A 23,704-nucleotide genomic window follows, 5' to 3' on the forward strand; every position below is an offset into this window, starting at 1 on the left:
CGGCTGGGCTGGCTGGGAGGCGCGGACGACACGCCGTCGCGGAACAGGACGGCCACGGGACGTGGATCGCGCGTCAGGCGTTCGTCAGCGACCGGCGGGTCCGCTCACGCGGGTGCGGCGCGTCGCGGATCCGGGCGCGAGGTGGTCGAGCCAGGACCGAGTGCGCGGTCGATCCGGTGGTGCCCCGATCGGTCCTCGACGCGCGAGATGCGGGGGACGGCGGGCTGCCCCCGGGCCGTCCCATCCGTCGAGGACACCGGAGCGGAGCAACGGACAGGGCCGGCCGGGAGCTCCGCACGTCCTCTTCCGACAGTGGGAGGACGGGACCGACCCCGTCCGACGCCGTGTGCTCCCACCACGGTGTCCCGCGCTCCCGGCGCCGACGGGACGACCGTGGTGGCGGTGCGGAGGACCGGCGCACGGTCGGCGGCGCGCCCTCGACCCACCCGTGGTGGTGGCGCGCGCGGCCACGCCCCCCACCGCCCTGGCCGACATCGCGTCGCGCGCCCTCGCCCAGTGGCACCAGCCCTCCCGCCGTCCGTGTGCGCGACCACTCGGTCACGACGAGCCGAGAACCCTCGGTGCGGTACCAGCGCCTCCTGACACGCACCCCGCCGAGCCGTGCCCACGGGCGGTGCCGATCCCGGTCGTCGACGGGGGAGAGGGCGAACGTGTCGTCGTTGTCGAATGGTCTGCGCATCGGCCAACAGCGCTTCCTGCGAGGCGTGTGCGAACCCGGGCGTGGGCCGCCGACGCAACGTACCCGCGGTGATCTGGACCGAGGTTGAAATCGCGGTGACGCGAGCATGTACCCGCAGGTGGGTGAGCGCTGTCGACGCGCTGGACGTCAGGGACGCGCCATCATGGACCAACGGTGGGTGGAAACGGGGTGGGCCAGGCCGTCGTGAACCCGACGGGACGACCCGCTCGCGGGCGGCCGCCCCACGAGCGACGACCGGGGCCGGCCGGCAATCGCTGGATCGACGCGACGTCAACCGGGGAATGCCGCCAGGACGTCGGGAAGCGTTGATGAACGGGGAGCGTCCAATCCCACGTGGACCCTCGGGTCCGCCGCTCCGGCCGCGCCGGTCGACAGCGGGGACGTCGACGACGCCGAGCGGGGCGGTGCCCCGACGACGGCCGGTGCGCCGCCCCGCCGCGACGGGGGCACCGGGCCTAGGCCTTGGTGGCCCGGAACAGCCGGCCGGTCGGGAAGCGGTGTGGCACGCACTCCACCGACGAGAAGCCGGCACCGGACAACTTGGCGGTCCACTCCTCCTCGCTGAGGAGACGGCGGCGCATGAACTGCTTGTGGTAGTAGCTCACGATCGCGCTGAACCGCCGTTCCCGGATGTTCTTCACGTACGGCACCGCGTCGGTGATCGCCATCATGCCGCCAGGCCGCAGGCCCTCCCGGCAGTTGGCGAGCACGGCGTCGGCGACATGCTCCTCGTCGGGCATCATGTCGTGGAAGACGAAGCCCGCGTGCACCACGTCAGCCCCCAGCACCGGCGTGGGGTCCTCGGCGACCGACTGGATCGGTGCCTCGATGACGGTGAGCCGGTCGGCCACACCAGCGCGCTCGGCCGCCAGGACCGCCTCCTCGCAGGACGGGCCGTCCAGGTCCAGGGCCACCGCCGTGGTCTCCGGGAGCTGGAGCATGACCTCGATCAGCAGTCGGGCGGTGCCGGCGCCCAGGTCGACCACCCGGGAGGGACGGGCGTCGAGGATCGTCTGGAGGGCGACCGGGTAGAACCCCTTCGAACCCATCCACTCCGAGGACACCGCCACCTGGCGGCCGTCCCTGGGGTACTTCGCCCTCGAGTCCAGGGGAGCGCGCAGGAACTCCACGGCGTTGTTCACGAACGGGCGGTTCGCGTTCATCGCCCACGACAGGTAGCCCGACTCGTACTGGATCTGGTCGAAGTCATCGGCCACCCGCAGGCCCCCCTCCCCATCGGGGGAGTCGACCATGATGCCGGCCGAGGACATCGCCTCCAGGTAGTTGGCGACGCCCTCCTCGGGGAGGTCCGCCTCGGCCGCCAGCCTCGCGGCGGTCACGCTCTGCCCCTGGTCGATGTGGGGGAGCAGACCGAGGCGGTCCCCGATCTCCAGCAGCGCGGCGGCGCCCGCCGCGTCGGCCGCCGCCTCCCGGGGGCCCACCGCGACGGTGGTCGGTACCTCGTCAGTGACGGTCATCTCTCGTGTCCTCTCACAGGCTGAACCGGGGCATGGCCGGGGAACTCCCAGGCCGTCGTGGGAACGATCGGGTCGGGCCGGCAGTGGATGCCGGCGGGAGCGCGGGAGGCGGCGGTCAACCGACCGGGACCATCCAGCCATGCCGGTCGGGGACCAGCCCGTGTTGGACGTCGAGCAGCGCGGTCCGCAGGCGGGCGGCGAGCGGCCCCGCCCGACCCCCGTTCACGGTCCAGTCGCCGGCCGCCGACCGGACCGTCCCGACGGGAGTCACCACCGCCGCCGTTCCGCAGGCGAACACCTCCCGCAGCGAGCCACCATCCGCCCACCTCCGCCACTGCTCCACGCTGATCGGTTCCTCGGATGTCGACCACCCGAGATCCGAGGCGATCGTGATCAGGGAGTCGCGGGTCACTCCCGGCAGGATCGTGCCGCGCAGCGGTGGGGTCAGCAGACGCGGCGCCTCCTCGGGGCCCACGGCGAAGAACAGGTTCATCCCACCCATCTCCTCGACCCAGCGGCGCTCGACCGCGTCCAGCCACACGACCTGGTCACAGCCCCGCTCCCTCGCCTGCTCCTGGGCGAGCAGACTCGCCGCGTAGTTCCCGGGGGTCTTGGCCTCACCGGTGCCACCCGGCGCCGCCCGGACGTGGTCCTCGCAGACCCAGACGGTCCTCGGGCGGAGTTCACCCGGGAAGAAGTTGTCGGTGACGAAGGCGATCAGCAGGAACAGGTACTCGCGGGCCGGACGCAGGTCCAGGTCGGCCTCGGTGGCCATCAGGACGGGGCGCAGGTAGAGGCTTTTGCCGACCTCTGCCGGCACCCAGGCCCGGTCGGCCCGAACGAGCTCGGTCAGGGCGGAGGTGAACAGCGCCGTCGGCATCTCGGGCATCGCGAGCCGAGTCGCCGACCGCTGGAGACGCCTGGCCGCCGCGTCGGGACGGAAGATCCCGACCCGGCCGTCCGCGAGGGAGTACGCCTTCAGTCCTTCGAACACGATCTGGCCGTAGTGGATGCCGACGGTCGCCGGGTCGAACTCCAGGGCTTGGTACGGGCGCAGGCGCGCCTCGTGCCAGCCGGCATCCTCGGTCCACCGGATCGTCACCATGTGCTCGGTGAGGACCCGGCCGAACCCCGGGTGGCGCATGCGGTCGGTCCGGACGGCCGTGGTGAGCCGGTCGGCCGGAGGCACGTGGGCGACGTCGAACGGCGCCGCGGCGGCCGGAGTCGTCGTTCGGTGGTTCATCGGTCTCCCAGCACGGAGGCGCCGCGACGGGTGGCGGCGCGCGGGCGGTTCCGGACGGCACGGCCGGACGCGGGAAGGCGCGTGGGGCGGCGTCCCGGCCCGCGAGCTCTCGGTGGGCGCGGGAGTCCGGGACACCAGGTCCGATCAGCTCGTCTGGCGGGCGGCGGGCGGCGGGCGGCGGGCAGCCCCTGGGTGTCACCAGCGTCTGGCCGGCGGATCGACCACGCGGCACGGGCTCCCCACGCCGCGACCCGGAATCCGTGACCGGTCCGAACGGCCCAGGGAAACGATCCTTCTCACCGCGAGCGGATCTCGTTCAGGAGCTTTCCCAGACCACGGGAAACGATCCACCAGTCATTGTTCCCCTCGGCGCGCTGGCGGGAGCCGACCTGCTCGTTCGACGTGTTCTCGATCGCGGATAACCGTCCATCGTCGTCCTCGTCCACTCCTGATCGCCCTCGGCTGGCGAAACTGCGAAGGACGCTAACAACGCAGTCCGGGCCGGACGAGGACCTTCAGGTGTCCGTGAAACCTCCTTCTCGGAGGGCCCGGTCCCCCTTGCGGGTGCGATGGGGCAGCGGCCCGCCGGCGCCCGCCCCTCTGGTGGGCCGTTGCCGGTGACACGACCGCACCTCCTGGCCGGCGCCGTGTCGGTGCCGGCCCGAGATCGTGCCCTCCCAGCCGGGTGCTCCGGATCCAACGCCCCAGGCAGGCACCCCCGGTCCGTTCGAGCACGAGGGCGCCGTTCCCGGCGGGCCGCTTCCCCGCCAGGCCCACCAGGGCTGCCGATCCCGACGTCCCAGTCGACCTCCGGCATCCCGGTCGACCGTGACGTCCTGCGGCCGGGCGAAGCCACCAGCCCTGAGCCCGGGGACAACGGAGGGAGCGGCGGACCTCTCCCGGGGAGCACGCGGACGGGCCCGCAGGCCAGCCGACCAAGGGCGTCAGGAGCTCCACCGTGCCGACGACTCGCCGGCGGACTCGCGCCGTGACCAGCGTTCCCAACATGAGGCGAAAGTCCTTGACGCTCCACATCGTCCTCGAATTGAATGGCACGCGGAACGGGGGACAGGGCGAATCGGCGTGTTCGACACCGGACGACCCGTTGTTCCGGGAGACCGCCGTTTCGCGGCTGGCAGTTCGAGAGGACGAACAGGACGCCGAACACGACCTCCCGGCCGGCCCGCGAGCCGATGGCCGGTGGGTGATCGCACTGCTCGGCACGGACGACGGAGGAACGCTGATGACCAATCCGTTCGAAGATCCGGACGCGACCTACCTGGTGCTCATCAACGACGAGGGCCAGTACTCCCTCTGGCCGTCGTTCGCGGAGGTGCCGGGTGGCTGGACCGTCGTGGTGACCGAGACCGACCGGCAGTCCTGCCTCGACTACATCGAGGAGAACTGGACTGACATGCGCCCCAGGAGCCTCGTCCGTGAGATGGAGGGGGCCGGGAGCTCCGGCGACTGACGAGGTCCGGACGGGGGTTCACCGGGGGACGGCCGGGTCCGCCCCGGCGGTCCCGGACCGGGCCAGTGCCGGGACGGCACCATCCACCCCGGCTCGGCGTACGCCCGCGCCCTCCCGGGCGCGGGGCCTCCGGGTCCGCCCTCGGCCTCCCGAACGGGACGACCGGGCTCCGGGGCACACTGGGAGTCGGTCCCGGGGTGACCCGTCGGTCACCTCGGGACCGACCTCCACGGACACCGCGAGAAGGGGCCGCAAGGGCATGAGCGACGCCGCCGAGATCTCCGCCGCCGAGCGCGACCACGTCTTCCACTCCTGGTCGGCGCAGGGGTCGGTGAACCCGTTGCCCATCGCCGGCGGCGAGGGGTGCTGGTTCTGGGACCACGACGGGAACCGGTACCTGGACCTCGCCTCCCAACTGGTCAACGTGAACCTCGGCCACCAACATCCCAGGGTCGTGGCCGCCATCCGCGACCAGGCCGAGCGGCTCTGCACCGTCGCGCCGCAGTTCGGCAACGAGACGCGGTCCACCCTGGCCCGACTCATCGTCGAACGCGCGCCGGGGGACCTCGACGCGGTGTTCTTCACCAACGGTGGCACGGAGGCCGTCGAGCACGCGGTGCGGATGGCCAGGCTGCACACCGGGCGCCACAAGGTCCTCTCGGCCTACCGCTCCTACCACGGGGCGACCGCCGGCTCCATCACGTTGACCGGGGACCCGAGGCGGTGGGCGAACGAGCCCGGTGTGCCCGGCGTCGCGCGCTTCTTCGGCCCGCACCTCTACCGGTCCGCGTTCCACGCCACCACCGAGGAGGAGGAGAGCGACCGCGCGCTGCGCCACCTCGCCGAGGTCATCCAGTTCGAGGGACCGGACACGGTGGCCGCCGTCCTGCTCGAACCGGTCGTGGGCACCAACGGCGTGCTCGTCCCCCCGCCGGGGTACCTGGCAGGAGTGCGGGAACTCTGCGACCGGCACGGCATCCTGCTCATCTCCGACGAGGTGATGGTCGGGTTCGGCCGGGTCGGGGAGTGGTTCGCGGTGGACGCCTGGGACGTCACCCCGGACCTGATCACCTTCGCCAAGGGGGTCAATTCCGGTTACGTCCCACTGGGTGGCGTGGTCATCTCACGGCGGATCGCGGACACGTTCACCGACCGGGCCTACCCGGGCGGACTGACCTACTCGGGCCATCCACTCGCCTGCGCCGCCGGGGTCGCCTCCATCCAGGTGTTCGAGGAGACCGACCTGCTGCGCCGGGTGCGGCGCCTGGGTTCGGAGGTCGTGGAACCGGCGCTGCGGGAGCTCGCCGAGCGCCACCCCTCCGTCGGGCACGTGCGTGGGCGGGGCCTGTTCTGGGCGGTGGAGCTGGTGCGGGACAGGGACACCCGGGAACCCCTGGTGCCGTTCAACGCCAGCGGCGCCGACGCGGCCCCGATGAACCAGCTGGCCGCGGCCATGCGGGCGAACGGGGTCTGGCCCTTCGTGAACATGAACAGGCTGCACCTCGCCCCTCCGCTGGTGATCAGCGAGGAGGAGCTGGCGCTGGGGCTCAAGGCCCTCGACGAGGCCCTCGCGGTCACCGACGCCCTGGTGGGCTGACAACGCCCGGACCGGGCGGGCCGACGGGGCCGCCGTCGCCGCCGCCACCGGAGGCGGCGGCCGACCAGATCACGACAGACAGGGGTAGGGCATGTCGACCGCGGACATCAACGGCATCCGCGTCCAGTACGAGGATGTCGGAGACGGCGAGCCCGTCGTGCTCGTCATGGGGTCCGGTTCGACCGGGCGGGCCTGGCACCTGCACCAGGTGCCCGCCCTGGTGTCGGCGGGGTACCGGGTCATCACCTTCGACAACCGGGGTAGTTCGGCCAGCACCCGCGACCTGGTCGGGTTCACCGTCGAGGACCTGGTCGCCGACACGGTCAGGCTCATCGAGCACCTCGGGCTCGGGCCCTGTCGGCTGGTGGGCACCTCGATGGGAGCCCACGTCGTCCAGGAACTCCTGGTGACCAGGGCGGACCTGGTCAGCCAGGCGGTGCTGATGGCCACCCGGGGCCGGACCGACGTCATGCGGCGGTTCGCGGCCCTGGCGGAACGGGAGCAGGTGGACAGCGGAGTCGAGCTGCCGGCCCGCTACGCGGCCTCGATCCGCGCCATGCAGGTGCTCTCACCGGCAACCCTGAACGACGACCGGAAGTGCCAGGACTGGCTGGACATCTTCGAGATGGTGCCCGCCGAACACTCCAAGGGCTACCGGGCGCAGTTGGACCTCGACATCATCCCGGACCGGCTGGCCGCCTACCGGTCGATCACCACGCCCACGCTGGTGATCGGTTTCGCCGACGACCTCGTCCTCCCGCCGCACCTGTGCCGGGAGGTCGCCGACGCCATTCCGGCCGCCCGGTACGTCGAGTTGGCCGACTCCGGCCACTACGGGTACCTCGAGCGACCGGAGGCGGTCAACGCCGAGTTGGTCTCGTTCTTCGCCGAGCGCCGCGTGCGCTGACCGGATCCGGGGGCCGGGGCCGCCAGTCGGGGGACACCGCCGGGAGCGGGTACCCGGCCCGCATCCGGCGTTCCACCGGGTGGCCGGACGTCCCGCGCGTGACCTCGAATGGCGACCGCGCCCCCGAATGGTCGATAATCCCTGTCTCTTCAGTGTCTAGTGAAATCAACCCCCGTGTGTGCTCGCGCACCACGCCCCACCAGGATCACGGAGAAGCGACCACTGCCCGAACCCGGCCCTCGTCTCCCGGCGGGGGGTCGACCGCCAGCGCACCCGTTCCCCGGGCCGGACCAGCCCGGGGCGAGTGGGGATGCCTCCCCGGCTCGTGGGCCGGGTCGGCGAGCGGCCCAACGGGCACCCCGACGCGACCTCCCCGGTCGGGTCAGGACCCGGACGGAACCGGGCCCGCGTCCTCCGAGGTGGCGGTGATCCGCCGCAGCACCGAGTCGATGTGGGCGGCGGTGGCGGCACTCGCCCCCTCCGGGTCGTGCCGTTCGATCGCCCGCAGGATCTCCCGGTGCTCCTCGATGGAGGACCGGCGCCGCGCCGCCGACACGAGGGCCTCGTCCCTGCTGGCCTCGGTGATCTCGTGCACGCGGTCCAGCAGCCGCACCAGCAGCGGGTTGTGTGTGTACTGGGCGATCGCCCGGTGGAAGGTGCGGTCGAGATCGGCGAACCCGGTCGGCGTGGGGTCCCGCGTCATCTCGTCCACCAGCCCCGCGAGCTGGGCCACGTTCGCCGGAGTGGCCCGCAGCGCCGCCCGCGCCGCCACCGGCGGCTCCACGCACGCCCGCACCTCCATGACCTGGAGCAGTTCGATCCGCTCGGCGTCAAGCCCGGAGGCCAGCAGCTCCCCGAAGCGGCTCGCCGTCGGGTCGAGGACCACGGTGCCGGAACCGGGCCGGCGCGCGACCAGGCGTCACCGGCCACCGGCCGAGCCTTGAGCAACGCCTGGAACTCCCAGGTGCGCGCCCACCTCCGGTAGTAGCTGAGGTGCCCTTCCAGGGTCCGCACCAGGGCACCGGCCTTCCCTTCCGGGCGCAGTGCGGCGTCGACCTGGAAGCATGCCTCACCGGCGATCCGCATCGCCTCGGCGGCGACCCTGGTGGCGGTGGCGAGCGCCCGGTGCGGCGCTCCGTCCCCCTCGTCCCCCGCACTCCCGGCGTCCACCTCCTCCGCCGGGGGGCGCGGTTCCGCGACGAAGACGACGTCGACGTCGCTGACGTAGTTCAACTCGCCCGCTCCGCACCGCCCGAGGGGCCGCGCCGCCAGCTCCCGCACGGCACGGGAGGACGACGGGGGGAGCACGGGGGGTCGACGGGCACTCGGCTCACGGCGGGGCCGGGGAACACTCCCCTCGGCACCAGGCCGGCCGCCACCCGGCGACGGACGACGGCGGGCGATCGCCCGCCGCTCGCGGGCGCACGGACCGAGAAGGGGGACGAGTCGACCTGTAAGCCGGATTCTGTGACCACCGGACCTCTCGGTCCGACGGCCGGCGGCCATCCATCTAGACCTGCCGTCACCGACAGGCTCCAGCGGCCTACCCGCGAACTCGGGCGGGCAGCCCTCGAACGTTGCCGGTGTAGGGCCGTAAGTGGACTCTGAGCAGCGCGATGAGCACGCGGTCTCCACGTGTCGGGCGCGACGGGTCGCGCGTGGTGGGTGGCGGGCGGGAGGCCAGCCCAGATTACATCACATGTGATGCATCATCGGTGATAAGTGTTGGCTGTTGTAGCGTGAGCGCGTGGACGGGTTCGTGCTCTACCTGCTCGGGCGCAGGCTGATGAAGCTGGGTGAGGACGCCATTCCCGAGGGCGGCTTCCACGGGCTGCCGGCAAGTGCCCGCGCCATCCTGTTCGACGTAATCGAGCACCCGGGCAGCTCCATCGGTGACATCACCGAGCGCACCGGGTTCCTCCAGAGCCAGGTCTCGGGCGCGGTGGCGCGGTTCCGGGCCGAAGGGGTGACCATCGCGCACTCCCGGTTCCTGGCCTGCGACCGGGCGGAGATCGACCGGGGGCTCCTGCGGCGCTTCGGACCACCAGAGTCCGCCCCCGACCGCCCACCGCTGCACATCGTGGTCGCCTCCCAGGTCGTCGAGCAGTCGCTGGACGTCGACTTCGACCTGATGGTCACCGACCTGGCGCCAGTGGACCTGCTGCTCCAGCGGATGGGACGCCTTCACCGCCACACCCGGTCCCGCCCGACGGCGGTCAGCAGCCCCCGTTGTGCCATCGTGGGAGTGGAGGACTGGGCGGCCGAGCCAGCACGGGCACACCCGGGCTCGCGGCGCGTGTACGGGGAACACCTGTTGCTGCGGGCCGCCGCCCTCGTGATCGACCGTGACGAGCGAGGGTGCCCCCCATCTCGCTTCAGGAACAGCGCGTACTCGTCGTAGGGAGCATCCCCGCGTACGCGGGGCCGATGGGCACCATTCCTCTCCTACGTGAGATGGGTTCGGAGTATCCCCGCGTACGCGGGGCCGATACTTGTTGACCTGCGACTCCACACGGGATGAGGCCATTTTCATTCAGTCCGACACGGGGTGCGGGGTAGCGGATCATGCGGTGCTCCGAAGACGCGTACATCGCTTGTCGGTGTCCGGTCCTATGGTCCGTGCGTGATCGTCCCACGCGGAGAGTGAGGGGTTGGATACGTGGTGCTGGAGGACCGCCTGGAACAGCGCTGGCTGGAAGCATTGTGGGCCAAATCCGCGGCCAGGAACGGTGGGCGCCGGAACCTGCTGCTGGCACCACATGCTGGATACCGCTGCCGTGGCCGGGTGTCTATGGGACCATTTCCTCGCTCCCGTGACACGTCACAATCTCGACGAGATCGCGGGCGGTGCCGGCAAGGGACGGCGGTTCTTCGCCTGGTTGTGCGGCGTTCACGACGCGGGGAAGGCGGTGCCCGCCTTCCAGTCCTTGGACGAGGAGTGCGCACGGCTGGTGCGGGATGCGGGCCTCGGCTGGGACCGCCGTCGGATTCGACGGCAGTTGTGCATGAACTGCCGCGAGTTCGTTGATCGATCTCAGGACCGTCCACTGTGTATAACAAGGCGGGCACGTTGACGACGTTCTTCGACTTTCTCGTGGTGCGGCACCAGGGCGACATCCACGCCCTGACCGGGCACGTGCTGGAACAGCCGGTGGATGAGTTCAACCGTCCGTCCAAGCCGGGCTATGTTGACGCGCGGGTACCGCCGTCGCAGAACGAGGTCGAGACCTTGTTCACCACGTGGCGTGACGCGTTGCCGCATGCCCGGAAGTTCCTGCCGGCGGCACGGGACTACATGGCTGCCTCGTTGTGGCGCCGCGCGGGTTTGCGGATCAGCGAGTCGGTGATGCTGGACATCCGCGACTGGCGACCCGATCTGGGCGAGCACGGCAAACTGCATATCCGGTTCGGCAAGGGCAGTCGAGGGCGTGGCTATAAGCCACGTCTGGTGTCGGCGATCAACGATGTGGACGCGTCGCTGGAGTGGTGGCTGACCGACGTGCGCCACCAGTTCGGCCCGGACTGGTCCGACCCGGATGCCCCGTTGCTGCCGAGCGAGCGGCGCGACCGGGACACCGGACTGTGTACGCGAGTGGGTGATGACGCGCTGCGCTCTGGACTGGCCGGAGCGGTGGGCCAGTGGCTGCCGGCCTGGGTGAGCCGGTTGACACCGCACGGGTTGCGGCACTTCTGCGCCTCGTCGCTCTATGCGCGCGGCATGGATCTCAAAGCTATACAAGAGATTTTGGGCCACGAGTGGCTCTCGACAACGACGCGGTACATCCACGTCCACGCCAACCACGTCGACCAGGCTTGGGAGGCGGCCAACCAGCGGGTGGCTTCCCGGTTCGGAGAATAGCGGAGGTGGACTGATGAGATGGAATCTGCGGATGAAGGCGGCCGAGGCGGGGATCTGGAAGTCCACCGAGCTGCGCCGCCGGCTGGCTGACGCCGGCCTGGAGATCAGCGCTGGGAAGATGTCGGCGTTGTGGACCGGCACGCCGACCACGATCCGGCTGGATGACCTGGATGTGATCTGCGCGGTGCTGGAGTGTGAGCCCACCGACCTGCTGATCCGCGAGCCGGAGAAAGTCGCCGAGCGCAAGCCGCGGAAGACGGCGGAGGCCACCGGCGGCACGAGTACGGTGGTGGCCCCGCAGTTTGGGCGGCACCGGTCGCTGCCGCCAGCGTGAGCGGACGGCCGTGGCCACGGTTCTGCCGTGTGTGTGGCCGGCGGCCGGTCAAACATCGGCAATCCGACTACTGCTACACATGCCAGCCCGGCGGCCCGGTGACCCCGCCGCCATACCAGCGCTGCGGCTCCACTGAGAACTACTACACCGCCGGGTTGTGCGCCCGCTGTCACCGGTTCTCCCCGGTGACGATCGACTCGTGCGAGGACTGCTACGCCTGGGGCGCGACCCGCACCAACAAGTGGCTCTGCCAAGGCTGGCGCCGCCGCCGCCCGGTCGCCGATGCCCCGCATGCGGCCGGCGGGTGGCCGTCGACCCAGCGCTGCACGCATGTCGGTTGTGTTGGCGGCAGGCCGAACTGGTCGGTACCGACGACATCGCCGCCGCCGTCCGCCACGGGCATCAGCTGTTCTTCGCCGAGCTGTTCCGCAGCCGCACCGGTAAGGCGACTCGCTCGCGGCCGCCGGGCGTGCGTCCGGGACCGACCGCGCGGTTCGCCGCCACCGGCGCCCCGCAGCGGAAAGTGCTGCAGTGGACCATCTACGACACACTGCGCCCGAACACCACCACGACCCCGCGGCCGTGCACTCGGTGCGGGCAGCGGCCGGTCAAGTCCGTCCAGTCCGACTACTGCTACCCCAGCCAGCCCGGCGGGCCGATAACGCCGCCACCCTGCCGCAAGTGCGGCTCGACCACCGACTACTACACCGCCGGCGTATGCGTGCGCTGCCACCGGTTCTCGCCGCTGACGACCGACTCCTGCCCGGACTGCCACGCCCGGGGCACCCGACGCGGCAACAACTGGCTGTGTGAGGGCTGCCGCGCCTGGCGCCGCAACCACCCCGACCCCGCCCCCTGCACGATCTGCCAACGACAACGGCACGTCGACGACATCGGCGTGTGCCGGCTGTGTCGCAAACAGGCGCTCTGGCTGCCCACCGGGTCCGGCGACGAACTCGGCGAGCACATCCGCCGCTGGGGACACCAACTGTTCCTGGCGGACATGTTCACCGGCTTCGGAGCGCGCACCGCCCGCGCCGAAGCAGCCGAGCGGCGCCGCATGCTGGCCGCACGACGGATCCCAGCTCGGCGGCCGGTCCGCCACCAGCAACTGGTCGCCTTCACTCTGCCCCGCGACCTGCCCGCCGGCCGCGAGCACGGTTTCCCCTCGTCCGCCGATCCAGGCTTGGTGGCCTACCTGGACGCCTGTGTCTCCGAGCACGCCACCCGGCACGGCTGGGACACCAGGGTCGCCACTCGCGCCCGGCAGGGACTGCACATCCTGCTCGGCTTGCAGGACACCCCGGCGCGGCCATCAACGCCACCGACGTCACCACACTGTCCGTTGTGGACTTCCGGTACGCCCGATCCTGGATGTCCTGGCCGCCGTCGAGTTCCTCCACGACGACCGCGTCCCTACCATCGACCGCTGGTTCGAAGCCAAGACCGCCGACCTGCCCACCGCGATGACGGCCGACTTGAGGTTGTGGTTCGAGGTGATGCGCCACGGCCACACCAGCCCACCCCGCAGCAGACCCCGGACGCCCAAGAACATCCAGGCCGCACTGCGCCGGGCAATGCCCGCCCTGCACACCTGGGCTACGGCCGGACACCAACACCTGCGAGAAATCACCCGCGACGACGTGCTCGCGATCCTGCCCGGCTCGGGCACACCCCGGCACACCATGCTCTCCGGCCTGCGGTCGATCTTCCGGCTGCTCAAAGCCCACAAACGCGTCTTCGTCAACCCGACCGCCCGCATCCCCGTCGGCCGACCCTCCGGCAACCTCCCGCTGCCCACCCCAGTCGACCGCATCCGCGAGGCACTGGCCAGCGACGACCCCGCCAGCGCCTCGATCGCGGCACTGGTGGCCTTCCACGCCCTGTCCCCCGGCCAGCTGCGCGACCTGCAACTCATCGACATCCACGCCGGCCGCCTGCACCTGAGCGACCGCACCATCCCGCTTGCCCAACCAGTCCGCGAGCGGCTGCGCGCCTACCTCGACTACCGCACCGCCCGCTGGCCGTCCACCGCCAACACGCACCTGTTCATCCACTACCGCAGCGCCAACCACCTCGGCCCCGTCCAGATCGAGTGGCTCACGCACCGACTCGGCCTGTCCGCCCAAGCCCTGCGAGAAGACCGCATCCTGCACGAGGTCCACGCCACCGGCGGCGACATCCGCCGACTCTGCGACCTGTTCGGCCTGTCCGTCAGCGGCGCCGAACGCTACACCGCTGTGCTTGACCACCCCAACATCAACCGCGCCAATGGCCTCCCAGAGAGCCACATCCGCCCCAAAGGAACAGCCTGAACAGCAGAAAGTCGTTCGCCACATCCCGACCTCACTGCTTTGATCGCGATCATGACCTCGATCTGGACCGGGCACAAGGTCCGCGTGCGCGGCATCGAACCCGAAGACTGGCAAGCCTTCCAGCACTTCGACGAGCACTCGGCGGCCATGCGCAACGCGGACATGATCCAGCCACCCCGCTCGGCTGCTGGCTACCGAGAATGGGCAGCAATCCAGGCCACCCAACAGACCGCCGGCGACGAGTTCCTGCTCGCCATCGAAGCACGCGCCGATCAAACCCTGGTCGGCTCGCTGTCCACAAACAACGTCGATCAACGTGCGGGACGCTTCAGCTACGGGATCAGCATCGGCCACGACCACCAACGACACGGCTACGCCACCGACGCCATCCCCCTGCTGCTGACCTACATGTTCGGTGAACGCCGCTTCCACAAGTGCGAGGTCGACATCTACGCCTTCAACGAAGCATCCATCGCACTGCACCGAAAGATCGGCTTCCAAACCGAGGGACGGCTGCGCGACCACGAATACTTCGCAGGGCGCCATCACGACCTGGTAGTCATGGGACTGACCATCGACGAGTTCGCCGCACGACATCCCCTTGCCGAACCCCACCAGCACACGCAGCCGACCACACATCCAGACGAACCCACCAGTTCCTGAACCCAAGCACTCAGTTAGCCTCATCTCACCCAACCCCCACCTGAGTTCACGCCACCGTCCACTTCAGAATTCGCGAACTCACGGGAAACGAGCCGAATCCACGACACGCGGCCCGGAGAGCACCCGCCCCAGGTCTCTCCGGGCCGCTTCGGCTCACCTCGTTCTGCCGGTGGCCCCCCGTCGCCACGCAGCGGCGACCTGTCGCAGCCACCGAACGTTCTCGGCCAAGGTTCGGTGTGCGGCCAGCGGACGAGCCCGCTCTGATTCCGCGAGGAACGGACGACGTTCTCGCGCCCGATCGACAGCCTGGCGGATCATCTCCGCCTCCCCCAACGACCGCGCTCGTTCCGGCCCGTGCCCCTCCGCCACCGCACGCTGGATCTCTCGTTCACGAACCTCTGACGAGAGGTGCCCGTGCAGGTAGACCAGGACGTCCCAACACTCGATGACCCTGTGGTACAGCTTCACGTCGAGCTTCCGGAGGTCAACCGACTCCCACGCCCGGGTCCACGAAGTTGGAAGCCAACGCGGATGCTGCGGGATGACCACCCCAGGACGCAGCGCCGTCAAGGCGGACCACAAGGGCCACAACCCCCGGCGGGCGGCCCGATGGCGGTAGGTACGGATCGCGGCGGGTACTCCGTTGGCGATCAGTGGCAGCGCCAGCCCGATCGCCCCACACGCGGTTCCAAGCGCGATCGGAACGAACTCGGCGGCGTACTGGTCGTAGGGAGGCTTGTGGCCCACGACGGCTACCGCCGTGAAGTAACCGATCTTGTGCAATGCCTCGATACCACCGCAGATCGCCATCGCGCAGATCAGCCACAGTCCGATCTTCGTGGTCCGCCTCGTCTGAGCGTCGCGCGCCCACAGCCAGGTCAACCGGGTCACGGCGATCGCGGTACTTCCCATGTACGCGGCGTAGAGCAGCATGCCGGCAGCGGACCAGGGAACCTGACCCCAGTCGGACCGCCATACCGCTGGGATCTCTCCGGACGGAGTGACCACACCGATCAGGAGGCGAGCCAGGATGACAGTGCCGGCGATCGCGGTCTGCAGCCACATCCGCAACGTCCGCTGCCGTCCCGGTTCCCACACCCAGGCGATCAGGAACAGCCGGAAGCCGTAGGCAGCGATCATGATCGGAATCTGGCGCAGCGCGTAGGCCACACCCGGTCCCACCGCCTCATCCAGCTCTGCGGAGCCGATGACTCCTGCCGCCTCGTCCAGTAGCAGCAGCCCGACCGCCAACCCCATCAGGCCGAGGCACATCCCTACGATCGCGGGCCGGTTCTCCCCGCTTCTCCGGAGATGGAACAACTTGATCACGCAGCCGGCCACGATGAGGCCGAGCACGATCGACTGGACAAGGTCCCGGTTCAACACCAGCGTCTCCTAGGCATGAGTGGCTCCTCCTCGTCCGGCCAGTGCTGAGTCCAGTCGGCCTCGAGCCCCGAGGGGAGCCAGCAGCTGCTCTCCCACTCGTCGCCAGACCAGGTATGCGAAGGTCTCCGCTTCGAGCTCGGCCTTGTCCCCGTAGTACTCGCGGTGCAGCACTCTGGTGGACCCGTCACGAGCGTCCTGGAGAAGGTCGCTCACCAACTGCGATGTCGCACGCGATGGGCCGGCGAGCCCCCGGCCGAGCGTCGTCCCCTGGTGCCCGCACAGCATGTGGCCGACCTCGTGCAGAATCGTGTGCTCGCGATGCAATGGGCTGGAGGTGTCGTCCACCACGATCATGTCCTCGTCAGGGCCGGCGATCCACAAGCCGCAGGCGATGCTGCTGTACCGGCTCATGGTCTGGGGAACCACTTCGACTGGACGTTGCCTGAGCTGACCCACCCTGTCGACGAAAGCGTCAACCGTCCAGGGGACAGGCAGGCTGACTCGTGCGAGCGCGGTTCGCGCGACCCGCTCAGCGGCTGTGTGCCCGCGCATGACACCCACAGCGCAATCTGAGCTGGCCACCGTCTCGCACGGGGCACAGCATCGCTGACCAGCGGTGCTCAGCCATCACCGTTCCTCCTCAGCCCCAAGTTCGCGCAAGCCTGGGCCTGCCACGGTAGGACGCGTGACAGCTCGGGGAAAGGAAAGTCCGTGCTTCGCACCGCATCGTCACCCGGTGGGAGGAACGATTCAGTAGGCGATCCTCGCCGCACACGGGGCGTGTGTCGTCCTCGCGGTACGCGACCTCGACAAGGGCCGGCAGGCGATGGCCGCCATCTGGACCAGCTGGCCGGTCTGTGCGCCCTGCGTTGCCCGTCAGCTCCACATCCGACACTCGACCCACCGAGGGTCCAGCTCATGGACGAGCCCGACCGGGCAAGCTCCTGGGCGGAGGAGGGCGGCGTCCCCAACGGTATATCCAGCGCGAGGACCGGAACAGCCCCGCGTGCACGGGGAGGACGTCGACAGGGGGAGACCTGTGGATGAGAACGCGGGAACAGCCCCGCGTGCGCGGGGAGGACGTACTCACGGACAGCATGGCGCGCTTCGCGAGAGGAACAGCCCCGCGTGCGCGGGGAGGACGATGGCCTCTTGGGCGGCCCACGCCTCGTCCGCGGAACAGCCCCGCGTGCGCGGGGAGGACCTGGACAAGATCATCTCCGGGTCCAACAGGAACGGAACAGCCCCGCGTGCGCGGGGAGGACGTCCTATGTGGAGGGGGCGGCGGTCGGGTTCGCGGAACAGCCCTGCGTGCGCGGGGAGGACTTGAGGCCCACCCACACCATGTCGTCCATTGCGGGAACAGCCCCGCGTGCGCGGGGAGGACTCCGTTCTCACCCAGCGGCGGCGTCGTCGTCGGAACAGCCCCGCGTGCGCGGGGAGGACCCTGTAGGCAGATGTGCAACCTGGTGCTGCAAAGGAACAGCCCCGCGTGCGCGGGGAGGACCCGTATCCGGGGATGGCCGGCAGGGTCCCGGGGGGAACAGCCCCGCGTGCGCGGGGAGGACGTACTCCTCTCCGTCGGTCAGCCAGAGGACGTAGGAACAGCCCCGCGTGCGCGGGGAGGACCCGGGACAGTCAGGTCACGCGACCCGGAGGGGCGGAACAGCCCCGCGTGCGCGGGGAGGACACTTCTTGACCTGCGGGTTTACCGCGACCCGGCCCGGTTTTCATTCACATTTTCTGGCATTTCCACCTCGGGAACCTCACTGGGGATCGGCACGGCGGCCGGCGGCCAGCTCCCCGGAGGCGGGGTCGGTGTTCGCTACCTCCCGAACAAGCCTAGCGACACCTCACCCAGGTTCCCACGTTCGCCCGCGATGCCTCAAGGGCACGGGCGGCGGACAGCCCTCCGCGCCTGACGGGCGGCGGCCTTCCCTCCCTCAGCGGTGGCGGAACTGGGGGGCGCGCTTCTCGCTGCAGCTGAGCGCGGAGACCCCATCAATCCTCGGGACCAGCTTCGCGCGGGGACGACGTGGCGGGTTGACGGACGGCCGCCACCTGGGAACAGCCCCACGTGCGCGGGGAGGACTTCGACGGGCAGCGGCTGTTTCTCACCCAGTCGGGAACAGCCCCGCGTGCGCGGGGAGGACCCTGGCGGCCTTCACGGCGTCGGCGTAGCAGTGCGGAACAGCCCCGCGTGCGCGGGGAGGACCGCACGGGCCGTGCGGCGGGTGGCGTGGTGGAGGGAACAGCCCCGCGTGCGCGGGGAGGACGAACGTTAAGGACCCAAGAGGGGGGTAGACATGGAACAGCCCCGCGTGCGCGGGGAGGACGCTGAGGTGCGGGGAGGGTTCACCGCGGACGACGGGAACAGCCCCGCGTGCGCGGGGACGACCTTGACCACTGACGAAGCCAGGTCAGCACGGAAGGAACAGCCCCGCGTGCGCGGGGACGACTGAGGTCCACGGCGGGCTACTCGGATACCACACGGAACAGCCCCGCGTGCGCGGGGACGACACTTCTTGACCTGCGGCGTTACGAGCGACACGACCGATTCTCATTCACAGCGCGGCCGCTGCCGCCGGTAAGGTGTCGATCGATCCCGAGAGCGCCGAATCAATGGCGAGGAAGATCGACGCGATAGCCGAGAGAGCAGTGGACCGGCGGCGCCGGGTCGACCGACTGAATCAGAACGTCCCCCTCGGTTCGAGCCCGGTGGCCCTGCAGATGTCCGCGCAGACCAGGCTCAGCGCTGCTGGGACGCCGCAGTCCGCTAAGGAGAATCTCGAGCTGTACATCGAGGCGTTGACGGAGTTGGCGGCGGCCATCCGAGCCAGTGCCCGGCGTACTCAGGCCGCGGATGAACAGACCGCAGCCGAGTTCAACCGGCTGGGAGAGGATGAGGCGTGAGGCGCAGGGGTGTGGGTGTGTGGGGAACAGCCCTGGCACTGGTGGGACTGTTGTCTGCCTGTACGAGCGCGGAACGAGGAACCGCAGTGGCCGTGGAGCCGACGGTGGGTTCCTCCCTTCCGGGGAGCGCCGATCCGTCGGTGGGTGGGAGTCCCGGCGAGCAGCCGGGGGTGGATGTGGCGGCGGAGCTGTCGGAAATGTTGCCCTGTGAGATCCTCAGTGACGAGAAAATAACCGCCCTGGGTTTTGATCCGGAGAGCGCTTCGTTTGATGACGTCGGCCTGTCCTATGCCTGTAGTTACCGTTGGCCAAGTGGGGGACTCACGCTCATGGCCATCGACCTCAATTGGAAGCGAAGCGTTGATCAACTGGACTTGACTAATTATACATCCGAGGAGACAAGTGTAGGGTCGTTGCGGGCGCTCAGGATCGTTGACAAACCCGAATCGGAGCACTGTCAGATGTCGTTGGCGCTTAGCTCGCAGGCCCATGTAACAATCTCCGTGCATTATGCGGGGACGGCCGAACAGGCTTGTGACCTAGCGGAACAGGTGGCGGCGGCGGTGGAGCCTGAGCTGCCTCGGTCCTCGGGGTAACCGGGAAAACGGTACTACTCCACGAGTGAGAGTGACTCCCCTCGACCGAGGTGGTTCGATGGGAGGGGTTTTTCGGCATGCCTGGCTCGGAGGTTGGGGTCGTTTGGCTTTCGCGCTCCCCTCATGGACTGGGGTCGGCAACGGGGAGCCTGGCGGGTGGCGATTCCAGTAGGGCTGAACTGCTGTTCGGGCGTTGACGGAGTTGTCGGCGGCGTTCGAGCCAGTGCTCGGCGTATTCAGGCTGTGGATGAGCAGAACGCAGCCGAGTTCAACCGGCTGGGAGGGGATGAGGCGTGAGGCGCAGGGGTGTGGGTGTGTGGGGAACAGCGCTGGGACTGGTGGGATTGCTGTCTGCCTGTACGAGCGCGGAGCAGGGGACCGCAGTGGCCGTGGGGCCGACGGTGGGTTCCTCCCTTCCGGGGAGCGCCGATCCGTCGGTGGGTGGGGGTCCCGGTGAGCAGCCGGGGGTGGATGTGGCGGCGGAGCTGTCGGAGATGTTGCCCTGTGAGATCCTCAGTGACGAGGAAATAACCGCCCTGGGCTTCGACCCGGAGAGTGCCACGTTCGATGACGTCGGCCTGTCCTACGACTGCCGCTATCGTTTTCCGGGCGGCGCGCGTCCGGTCTTGACGATTCACCTGAACTGGATGCGCGGCGTTGATCAGCTGAATCTGACGAACTACACGGTTGAAGAGATCAGCGTGGGGCCGTTGCGCGCACTCCGCGTCATTGACAAACCCGCAGCGCAGCATTGTCAGATTTCAATGGATTTGAGTGAGCAGGCCCATGTGTCAGCTGTTGTGGATTACGCGGAGACACTCGAGGAGGCGTGCGCCCTAGCGGAGGACACCGCGGCGGCGGTGGAGCCGTTGTTGCCTCGGTCTTCGGGCTGACCAGGCTGACGGTGGTGTCCCTCGGGTGTGGGTGACCCGAATCTGGACGCTCCCGAATCCTTGGTGCGCCGAGGGCACTGCTCTCATTCAGTCCTCGTCGTGGGCGGCGGGCAACGGAATGTGCGGTGTCCGTGGTAGGTGGCGGCCGGTAGTTTGCTTCTACGATGGTCCCCAAGGGACTGCCCACATCGAGGCGTTGACGGAGTTGTCGGCGGCCGTCCGAGCCAGTGCTCGGCGTATTCAGGCTGTGGATGAGCAGAACGTGTCTGCTTTCGGCTGGCTGGGAGGGGATGAGGCGTGAGGCGCAGGGGTGTGGGTGTGTGGGGAACAGCCCTGGGGCTGGTGGGGCTGCTGTCTGCCTGCGCGAGCGCGGAGCAGGGGACTGCGGTCGCGGTGGGTCCCACGGTGGAGTCCTCGACGGGTTCCTCCGAGAGCTCCTGGAACCTGGCTCCGCTCACCGTGCGGGGACTCGCCCAGCGATTCGGCGACGAGGTCATGATCGGATCGAGCCTCTTCACGACCTCCGACGCCGACTTCTACGACGTCTACGGCGGCTCGGACGGGGGCGTGACCGGGGAGGTGACCCTTTCCCACGAGGGTGAGGTCATCGCCTCCAGTGAGGACGTCGCCTACCTGATCGCGCCGCTGCCCAGCGGACCGGCCGAGTTCACGGTGGAGGCGAACGCGACGCGGGACGTGCCCTGGTCGTCCCTCGGTTCCTATCAACACCGCACCCCCCGCCGCTGTCAGTCGTCGTGGTCGCATGAACTCCCGCTTCCTTGGCGTCGCCCTCGTGAGCCCCCGCGTGGCATCGCGCGGAACCTCACTCGGGATTTGCTGACGGCGAGTACGTTCACATACTGACCGGTCCAGGAAGACGATCTTGGCGTCATTCCGAACGGCTGCGGCGGAACAGTGACCACATTGCCGAGGTCCGACCGAACGGCGTCCACCAAAACACGTGGCGACCGGCCGACCGCCCGACCACGCAACGAGCTGGCCGAACCTCGGGGAGCCCTGCGCCACCACCTCCACCAGGGCGCGGCGGCGGTCCCCCGTCGCGTCGAGATCCGATGGAGGGATCGCGGGCGAGGTCCGTGCAGCAGGCACCACCACCGACGACGAAGGAACACCCGGAATCAGGGAAAGGAAATCTGCGCGATGGTGGAACTCTCGCGGAACATGACCGCGTTCGTATCACCGCATTCGCGCCGCGTCCCCTTCTCGTGCGACGCGCGATACTACCGAAACGGACGTTGGGCGGGCCTGGTCAGCGGGCCGGAACCTCCCATGTCGCCGTCCCTTCCCGACCGCAGCGCCACGCGGACGCCGCCCGGCCTGCGGTTGGGCGACGCGGACCGGCCGGCCCCGCCGCGAGGGCGAAGCCGGCCGGGAGTGGGCGCGGTGGTTCAGCTGCTGGCGCCGACGGGCTGCGGCGTGGGCGCCGGGGCGGTCTCACCCGTCGCCTCGGCCGCCGTCGCCTCCGGCGTGGGAGCTGCCGCGACGACCGACGCCGCCGCCTCGGGGGCGGATTCGGCCACGGCGGTCTCGGCGGGCGTGCCCGCCGGCACCTCCGGTGCCTCGGCCGGTGGCTGCGGGGCCACCTCGGCGACCGGGGCCGGCGCGGCCTCGACCTCGGGGGCCGGGGCGACGTCCGACGGCCCATCGGCCGGCTCGGACTCCTCCGCGGCCGCCGGCTGCGGGGTGAGCTCGCCGAGGAGGCGCCTCGCCTCCTCCAGCTCGGCCTGCAACTGCTCGACGCGCGCCCGGTGCTGCTCGCGAGCCGCCTCCAGGACTGGCTCGATCGCGGCCTCGACGTCCTCGTGGAGCAGCGCGACGGCCTGCGACACGGCGGCCGGGCTGACGGTCGTCGGCTTGACCGCCTTCTTGGTGCCCAGCGTGACCTCGGCCGTCCAGAGGCCGTCCTGGGTGGACGTCAGGGTGAGTACCGCGGCCGTGGGCGCCTTGGCCTTCTTGGCGCTTCCCGCCTTCGCCTTCGAACTCCCGGACTGGGACGTCGATGACTGTTCGGACACGGAACCTCCGCTCGTGGATGGGGACTTGGGCAACGCCGCGCCGGGCGCGGCGGAGAACGTGGGGCTCGGGGGGTTGGCCGGCTTCTTCGCCGCCGGCGCGGCGTTCTTGCCGTCCTTGCGCTTCCGCCCCGGCTTCTCGAGCGTGAGCTCGCTGGTGGAGAAGGTCAGGGTGTCCTGGGACCCGGTGGGAGTGACCTGGATGAAGTCGCCGTCCGCCGGGTCGCCCAGGCCCACGACCTTGCCGGACTTGCCCGCCTCGACCCCCACCGCACGGGACGTGAACCAGACCGGGGGCTGGCGTCCGGCGGCGAGCTCCTCCGTCAAGTATTGAAGATCCTGCTGGGACAGCACTTTCGGCATCGCTTCTCCTTGATCACGGCGCGCGCTGCCAGGGTGTCGCACCGGACCGACACCCTCCACGCACACCACTTTCACCCGTCAGAGGGGGCCGACACCCTCAGTAACGGCCTTACAGCGTGCCGTTCCGCTCCCACCATGCGGGTCCCGTCATCCGGACGGACGATGAGGCCATGTGGGAGGGGAGTAGCACCATGGAACTTGCACCCATCACGGTCAACTACGTGCAGGACGGGGAGGACTGGACGGTCACCGTGGTTGGCGAGGAGAGTTCCCGGACCGACCACGCGTCCGGCCTGCTCGCGGCGCGGGCCCGCGCCGACGAACTGATCGAGGAACTCTCCGGCGGACATCCCGTCGCAGTGCACCTGCTTGACGGTGACGCCGTTGCCTTCACCCGTGCCTACCTGTACGCCAGGCACGTGGCACCTCGGGACCACGGCGACACCGAGCGGAAGACCGCCGCCCAGTCCGGTTCGGACACTGTAGCCGATCAAGATCAGCAACCAGTCGCCCCCGTCGGCGAAGAGAAGTCCACTGTGGCCGGTGTGACTGGTGGGTCTGATGTTTCCGGGCAGGCTGCTGATCCGCCGGTGGACGCCGAGGCCGGGGCGGCGCGGACCGCGTCGACCGACGAGGCGGGGACCGAGGTACCTCCTCCGGCGACGGGCGAGGAGGAGGAGACCACGACCGACGTCCAGTCGCCGTCGGCGCCGGCCGCCGGGGAGGCCGACCAGGCGGGCGAGGAGGAGGACGAGCCCGACCAGGCCGCATCGTCGACCGGGCCGGGGTTCGACCGTTCCGCCCCGGCGGCCGACACGAGCACCGGTGGCGGGGGAACGAAGCCGACGGAGGGCGAGGGCGGGGCCACGCGGAAGAAGCGGTCCCGCTCCGACTCCGCGACGAGGCGCGGGAAGCGGGCGAGCTAGTAGCGG

The 23,704-nt window shown here is 69.9% G+C and carries 21 protein-coding genes, 1 pseudogene and 2 CRISPR repeat arrays; of the genes and pseudogenes, 14 read left to right on the plus strand and 8 right to left on the minus strand.

The features are described 5' to 3' along the window. Nucleotides 1-1,176: 1,176 nt before the first annotated feature. The 3 genes from C1701_RS15535 to C1701_RS27480 all read right to left on the minus strand — a co-directional run bounded on the left by C1701_RS15535 (nt 1,177) and on the right by C1701_RS27480 (nt 3,888). Nucleotides 1,177-2,199, minus strand: a complete 1,023-nt coding sequence (locus tag C1701_RS15535) for a class I SAM-dependent methyltransferase (protein WP_035292908.1) — start codon at nt 2,197-2,199, stop codon at nt 1,177-1,179. A gap of 115 nt (nt 2,200-2,314) precedes the next feature. Further along, complete coding sequence (locus tag C1701_RS15540) at nt 2,315-3,442, minus strand: branched-chain amino acid aminotransferase (RefSeq protein WP_103056099.1); 1,128 nt, start codon at nt 3,440-3,442, stop codon at nt 2,315-2,317. 296 nt (nt 3,443-3,738) lie between these two features. Further along, complete coding sequence (locus tag C1701_RS27480) at nt 3,739-3,888, minus strand: hypothetical protein (protein ID WP_155886255.1); 150 nt, start codon at nt 3,886-3,888, stop codon at nt 3,739-3,741. 797 nt (nt 3,889-4,685) lie between these two features. On the opposite strand from C1701_RS27480, the gene C1701_RS15545 reads away from it, so the two are divergent. The 3 genes from C1701_RS15545 to C1701_RS15555 all read left to right on the plus strand — a co-directional run bounded on the left by C1701_RS15545 (nt 4,686) and on the right by C1701_RS15555 (nt 7,417). Then, a complete protein-coding gene (locus C1701_RS15545; RefSeq protein WP_026420323.1) occupies nt 4,686-4,913 on the plus strand; it encodes an MbtH family protein in 228 nt (75 codons plus the stop codon). Nucleotides 4,914-5,172: 259 nt separating this feature from the next. Further along, on the plus strand, nt 5,173-6,510 hold the full coding sequence (locus C1701_RS15550) for an aspartate aminotransferase family protein (RefSeq protein WP_026420324.1): 1,338 nt from the start codon (nt 5,173-5,175) through the stop codon (nt 6,508-6,510). A 91-nt stretch (nt 6,511-6,601) separates the two neighbouring features. Continuing rightward, entirely contained in the window at nt 6,602-7,417 is an 816-nt protein-coding gene (locus C1701_RS15555) for an alpha/beta fold hydrolase (RefSeq protein WP_103056100.1), read from the plus strand. 382 nt (nt 7,418-7,799) lie between these two features. On the opposite strand, the gene C1701_RS15560 is transcribed toward C1701_RS15555, so the two are convergent. Together C1701_RS15560 and C1701_RS15565 are read right to left on the minus strand one after the other, a co-directional pair. Further along, nucleotides 7,800-8,303 (minus strand): FadR/GntR family transcriptional regulator, encoded by a 504-nt coding sequence (locus tag C1701_RS15560; RefSeq protein ID WP_337661714.1) that lies wholly within the window; start codon nt 8,301-8,303, stop codon nt 7,800-7,802. 29 nt (nt 8,304-8,332) lie between these two features. Then, a pseudogene (locus C1701_RS15565) lies at nt 8,333-8,689 on the minus strand (hypothetical protein); the annotation flags it as partial. Between the two features lie 475 nt (nt 8,690-9,164). Here C1701_RS15565 and C1701_RS27485 point away from each other — a divergent pair. From C1701_RS27485 to C1701_RS15595, 6 genes are all read left to right on the plus strand, one after another. Further along, nucleotides 9,165-9,818 (plus strand): hypothetical protein, encoded by a 654-nt coding sequence (locus tag C1701_RS27485; RefSeq protein ID WP_337661715.1) that lies wholly within the window; start codon nt 9,165-9,167, stop codon nt 9,816-9,818. A gap of 358 nt (nt 9,819-10,176) precedes the next feature. Beyond that, nucleotides 10,177-10,491, plus strand: coding sequence for an HD domain-containing protein (locus tag C1701_RS15575; protein ID WP_337661716.1), 315 nt, complete (start codon nt 10,177-10,179; stop codon nt 10,489-10,491). Beyond that, a complete protein-coding gene (locus C1701_RS15580) occupies nt 10,488-11,276 on the plus strand; it encodes a tyrosine-type recombinase/integrase (protein ID WP_337661717.1) in 789 nt (262 codons plus the stop codon). The genes C1701_RS15575 and C1701_RS15580 overlap by 4 nt, the downstream gene beginning before the upstream one ends. 13 nt (nt 11,277-11,289) lie before the next feature. Then, nucleotides 11,290-11,610 carry a helix-turn-helix domain-containing protein gene (locus tag C1701_RS15585; protein ID WP_103056101.1) on the plus strand — a complete coding sequence of 107 codons (321 nt, stop codon included), beginning with the start codon at nt 11,290-11,292 and terminating at the stop codon, nt 11,608-11,610. Nucleotides 11,611-13,076: 1,466 nt separating this feature from the next. Continuing rightward, nucleotides 13,077-13,925, plus strand: a complete 849-nt coding sequence (locus tag C1701_RS15590; RefSeq protein ID WP_103056102.1) for a hypothetical protein — start codon at nt 13,077-13,079, stop codon at nt 13,923-13,925. A gap of 51 nt (nt 13,926-13,976) precedes the next feature. Beyond that, nucleotides 13,977-14,588 carry a GNAT family N-acetyltransferase gene (locus C1701_RS15595; RefSeq protein WP_103057063.1) on the plus strand — a complete coding sequence of 204 codons (612 nt, stop codon included), beginning with the start codon at nt 13,977-13,979 and terminating at the stop codon, nt 14,586-14,588. A gap of 153 nt (nt 14,589-14,741) precedes the next feature. Here C1701_RS15595 and C1701_RS15600 read toward each other — a convergent pair whose 3' ends face one another. After that, the gene (locus C1701_RS15600; protein ID WP_103056103.1) at nt 14,742-15,974 is read right to left on the minus strand and encodes an MAB_1171c family putative transporter; all 1,233 of its coding nucleotides are present in this window, start codon (nt 15,972-15,974) and stop codon (nt 14,742-14,744) included. A 9-nt stretch (nt 15,975-15,983) separates the two neighbouring features. Continuing rightward, complete coding sequence (locus C1701_RS15605; RefSeq protein ID WP_337661718.1) at nt 15,984-16,385, minus strand: ImmA/IrrE family metallo-endopeptidase; 402 nt, start codon at nt 16,383-16,385, stop codon at nt 15,984-15,986. A gap of 582 nt (nt 16,386-16,967) precedes the next feature. Beyond that, nucleotides 16,968-17,665: a CRISPR direct-repeat array (repeat unit 28 nt). A 373-nt stretch (nt 17,666-18,038) separates the two neighbouring features. Then, nucleotides 18,039-18,494: a CRISPR direct-repeat array (repeat unit 28 nt; unit sequence GGAACAGCCCCGCGTGCGCGGGGACGAC). 72 nt (nt 18,495-18,566) lie between these two features. Between C1701_RS15605 and C1701_RS15610 the strand changes: the two genes are divergently transcribed. From C1701_RS15610 to C1701_RS27490, 4 genes are all read left to right on the plus strand, one after another. Then, on the plus strand, nt 18,567-18,887 hold the full coding sequence (locus C1701_RS15610) for a hypothetical protein (RefSeq protein WP_337661719.1): 321 nt from the start codon (nt 18,567-18,569) through the stop codon (nt 18,885-18,887). A gap of 41 nt (nt 18,888-18,928) precedes the next feature. Further along, the gene (locus C1701_RS15615; protein ID WP_103057064.1) at nt 18,929-19,483 is read left to right on the plus strand and encodes a DUF3558 domain-containing protein; all 555 of its coding nucleotides are present in this window, start codon (nt 18,929-18,931) and stop codon (nt 19,481-19,483) included. Nucleotides 19,484-19,884: 401 nt separating this feature from the next. After that, nucleotides 19,885-20,376, plus strand: coding sequence for a DUF3558 domain-containing protein (locus C1701_RS15620; RefSeq protein ID WP_337662301.1), 492 nt, complete (start codon nt 19,885-19,887; stop codon nt 20,374-20,376). Between the two features lie 297 nt (nt 20,377-20,673). Continuing rightward, nucleotides 20,674-21,240, plus strand: a complete 567-nt coding sequence (locus C1701_RS27490) for a hypothetical protein (protein ID WP_337661720.1) — start codon at nt 20,674-20,676, stop codon at nt 21,238-21,240. A gap of 545 nt (nt 21,241-21,785) precedes the next feature. On the opposite strand, the gene C1701_RS15635 is transcribed toward C1701_RS27490, so the two are convergent. Further along, a complete protein-coding gene (locus tag C1701_RS15635; protein WP_337661721.1) occupies nt 21,786-22,772 on the minus strand; it encodes a DUF6319 family protein in 987 nt (328 codons plus the stop codon). Between the two features lie 191 nt (nt 22,773-22,963). Here C1701_RS15635 and C1701_RS27495 point away from each other — a divergent pair, with 191 nt between their 5' ends. Next, nucleotides 22,964-23,698, plus strand: coding sequence for a hypothetical protein (locus tag C1701_RS27495; RefSeq protein WP_337661722.1), 735 nt, complete (start codon nt 22,964-22,966; stop codon nt 23,696-23,698). Nucleotides 23,699-23,704: the final 6 nt, after the last annotated feature.

The organism is Actinoalloteichus sp. AHMU CJ021, from assembly GCF_002895405.1.
Lineage (GTDB): Bacteria > Actinomycetota > Actinomycetes > Mycobacteriales > Pseudonocardiaceae > Actinoalloteichus_B > Actinoalloteichus_B caeruleus.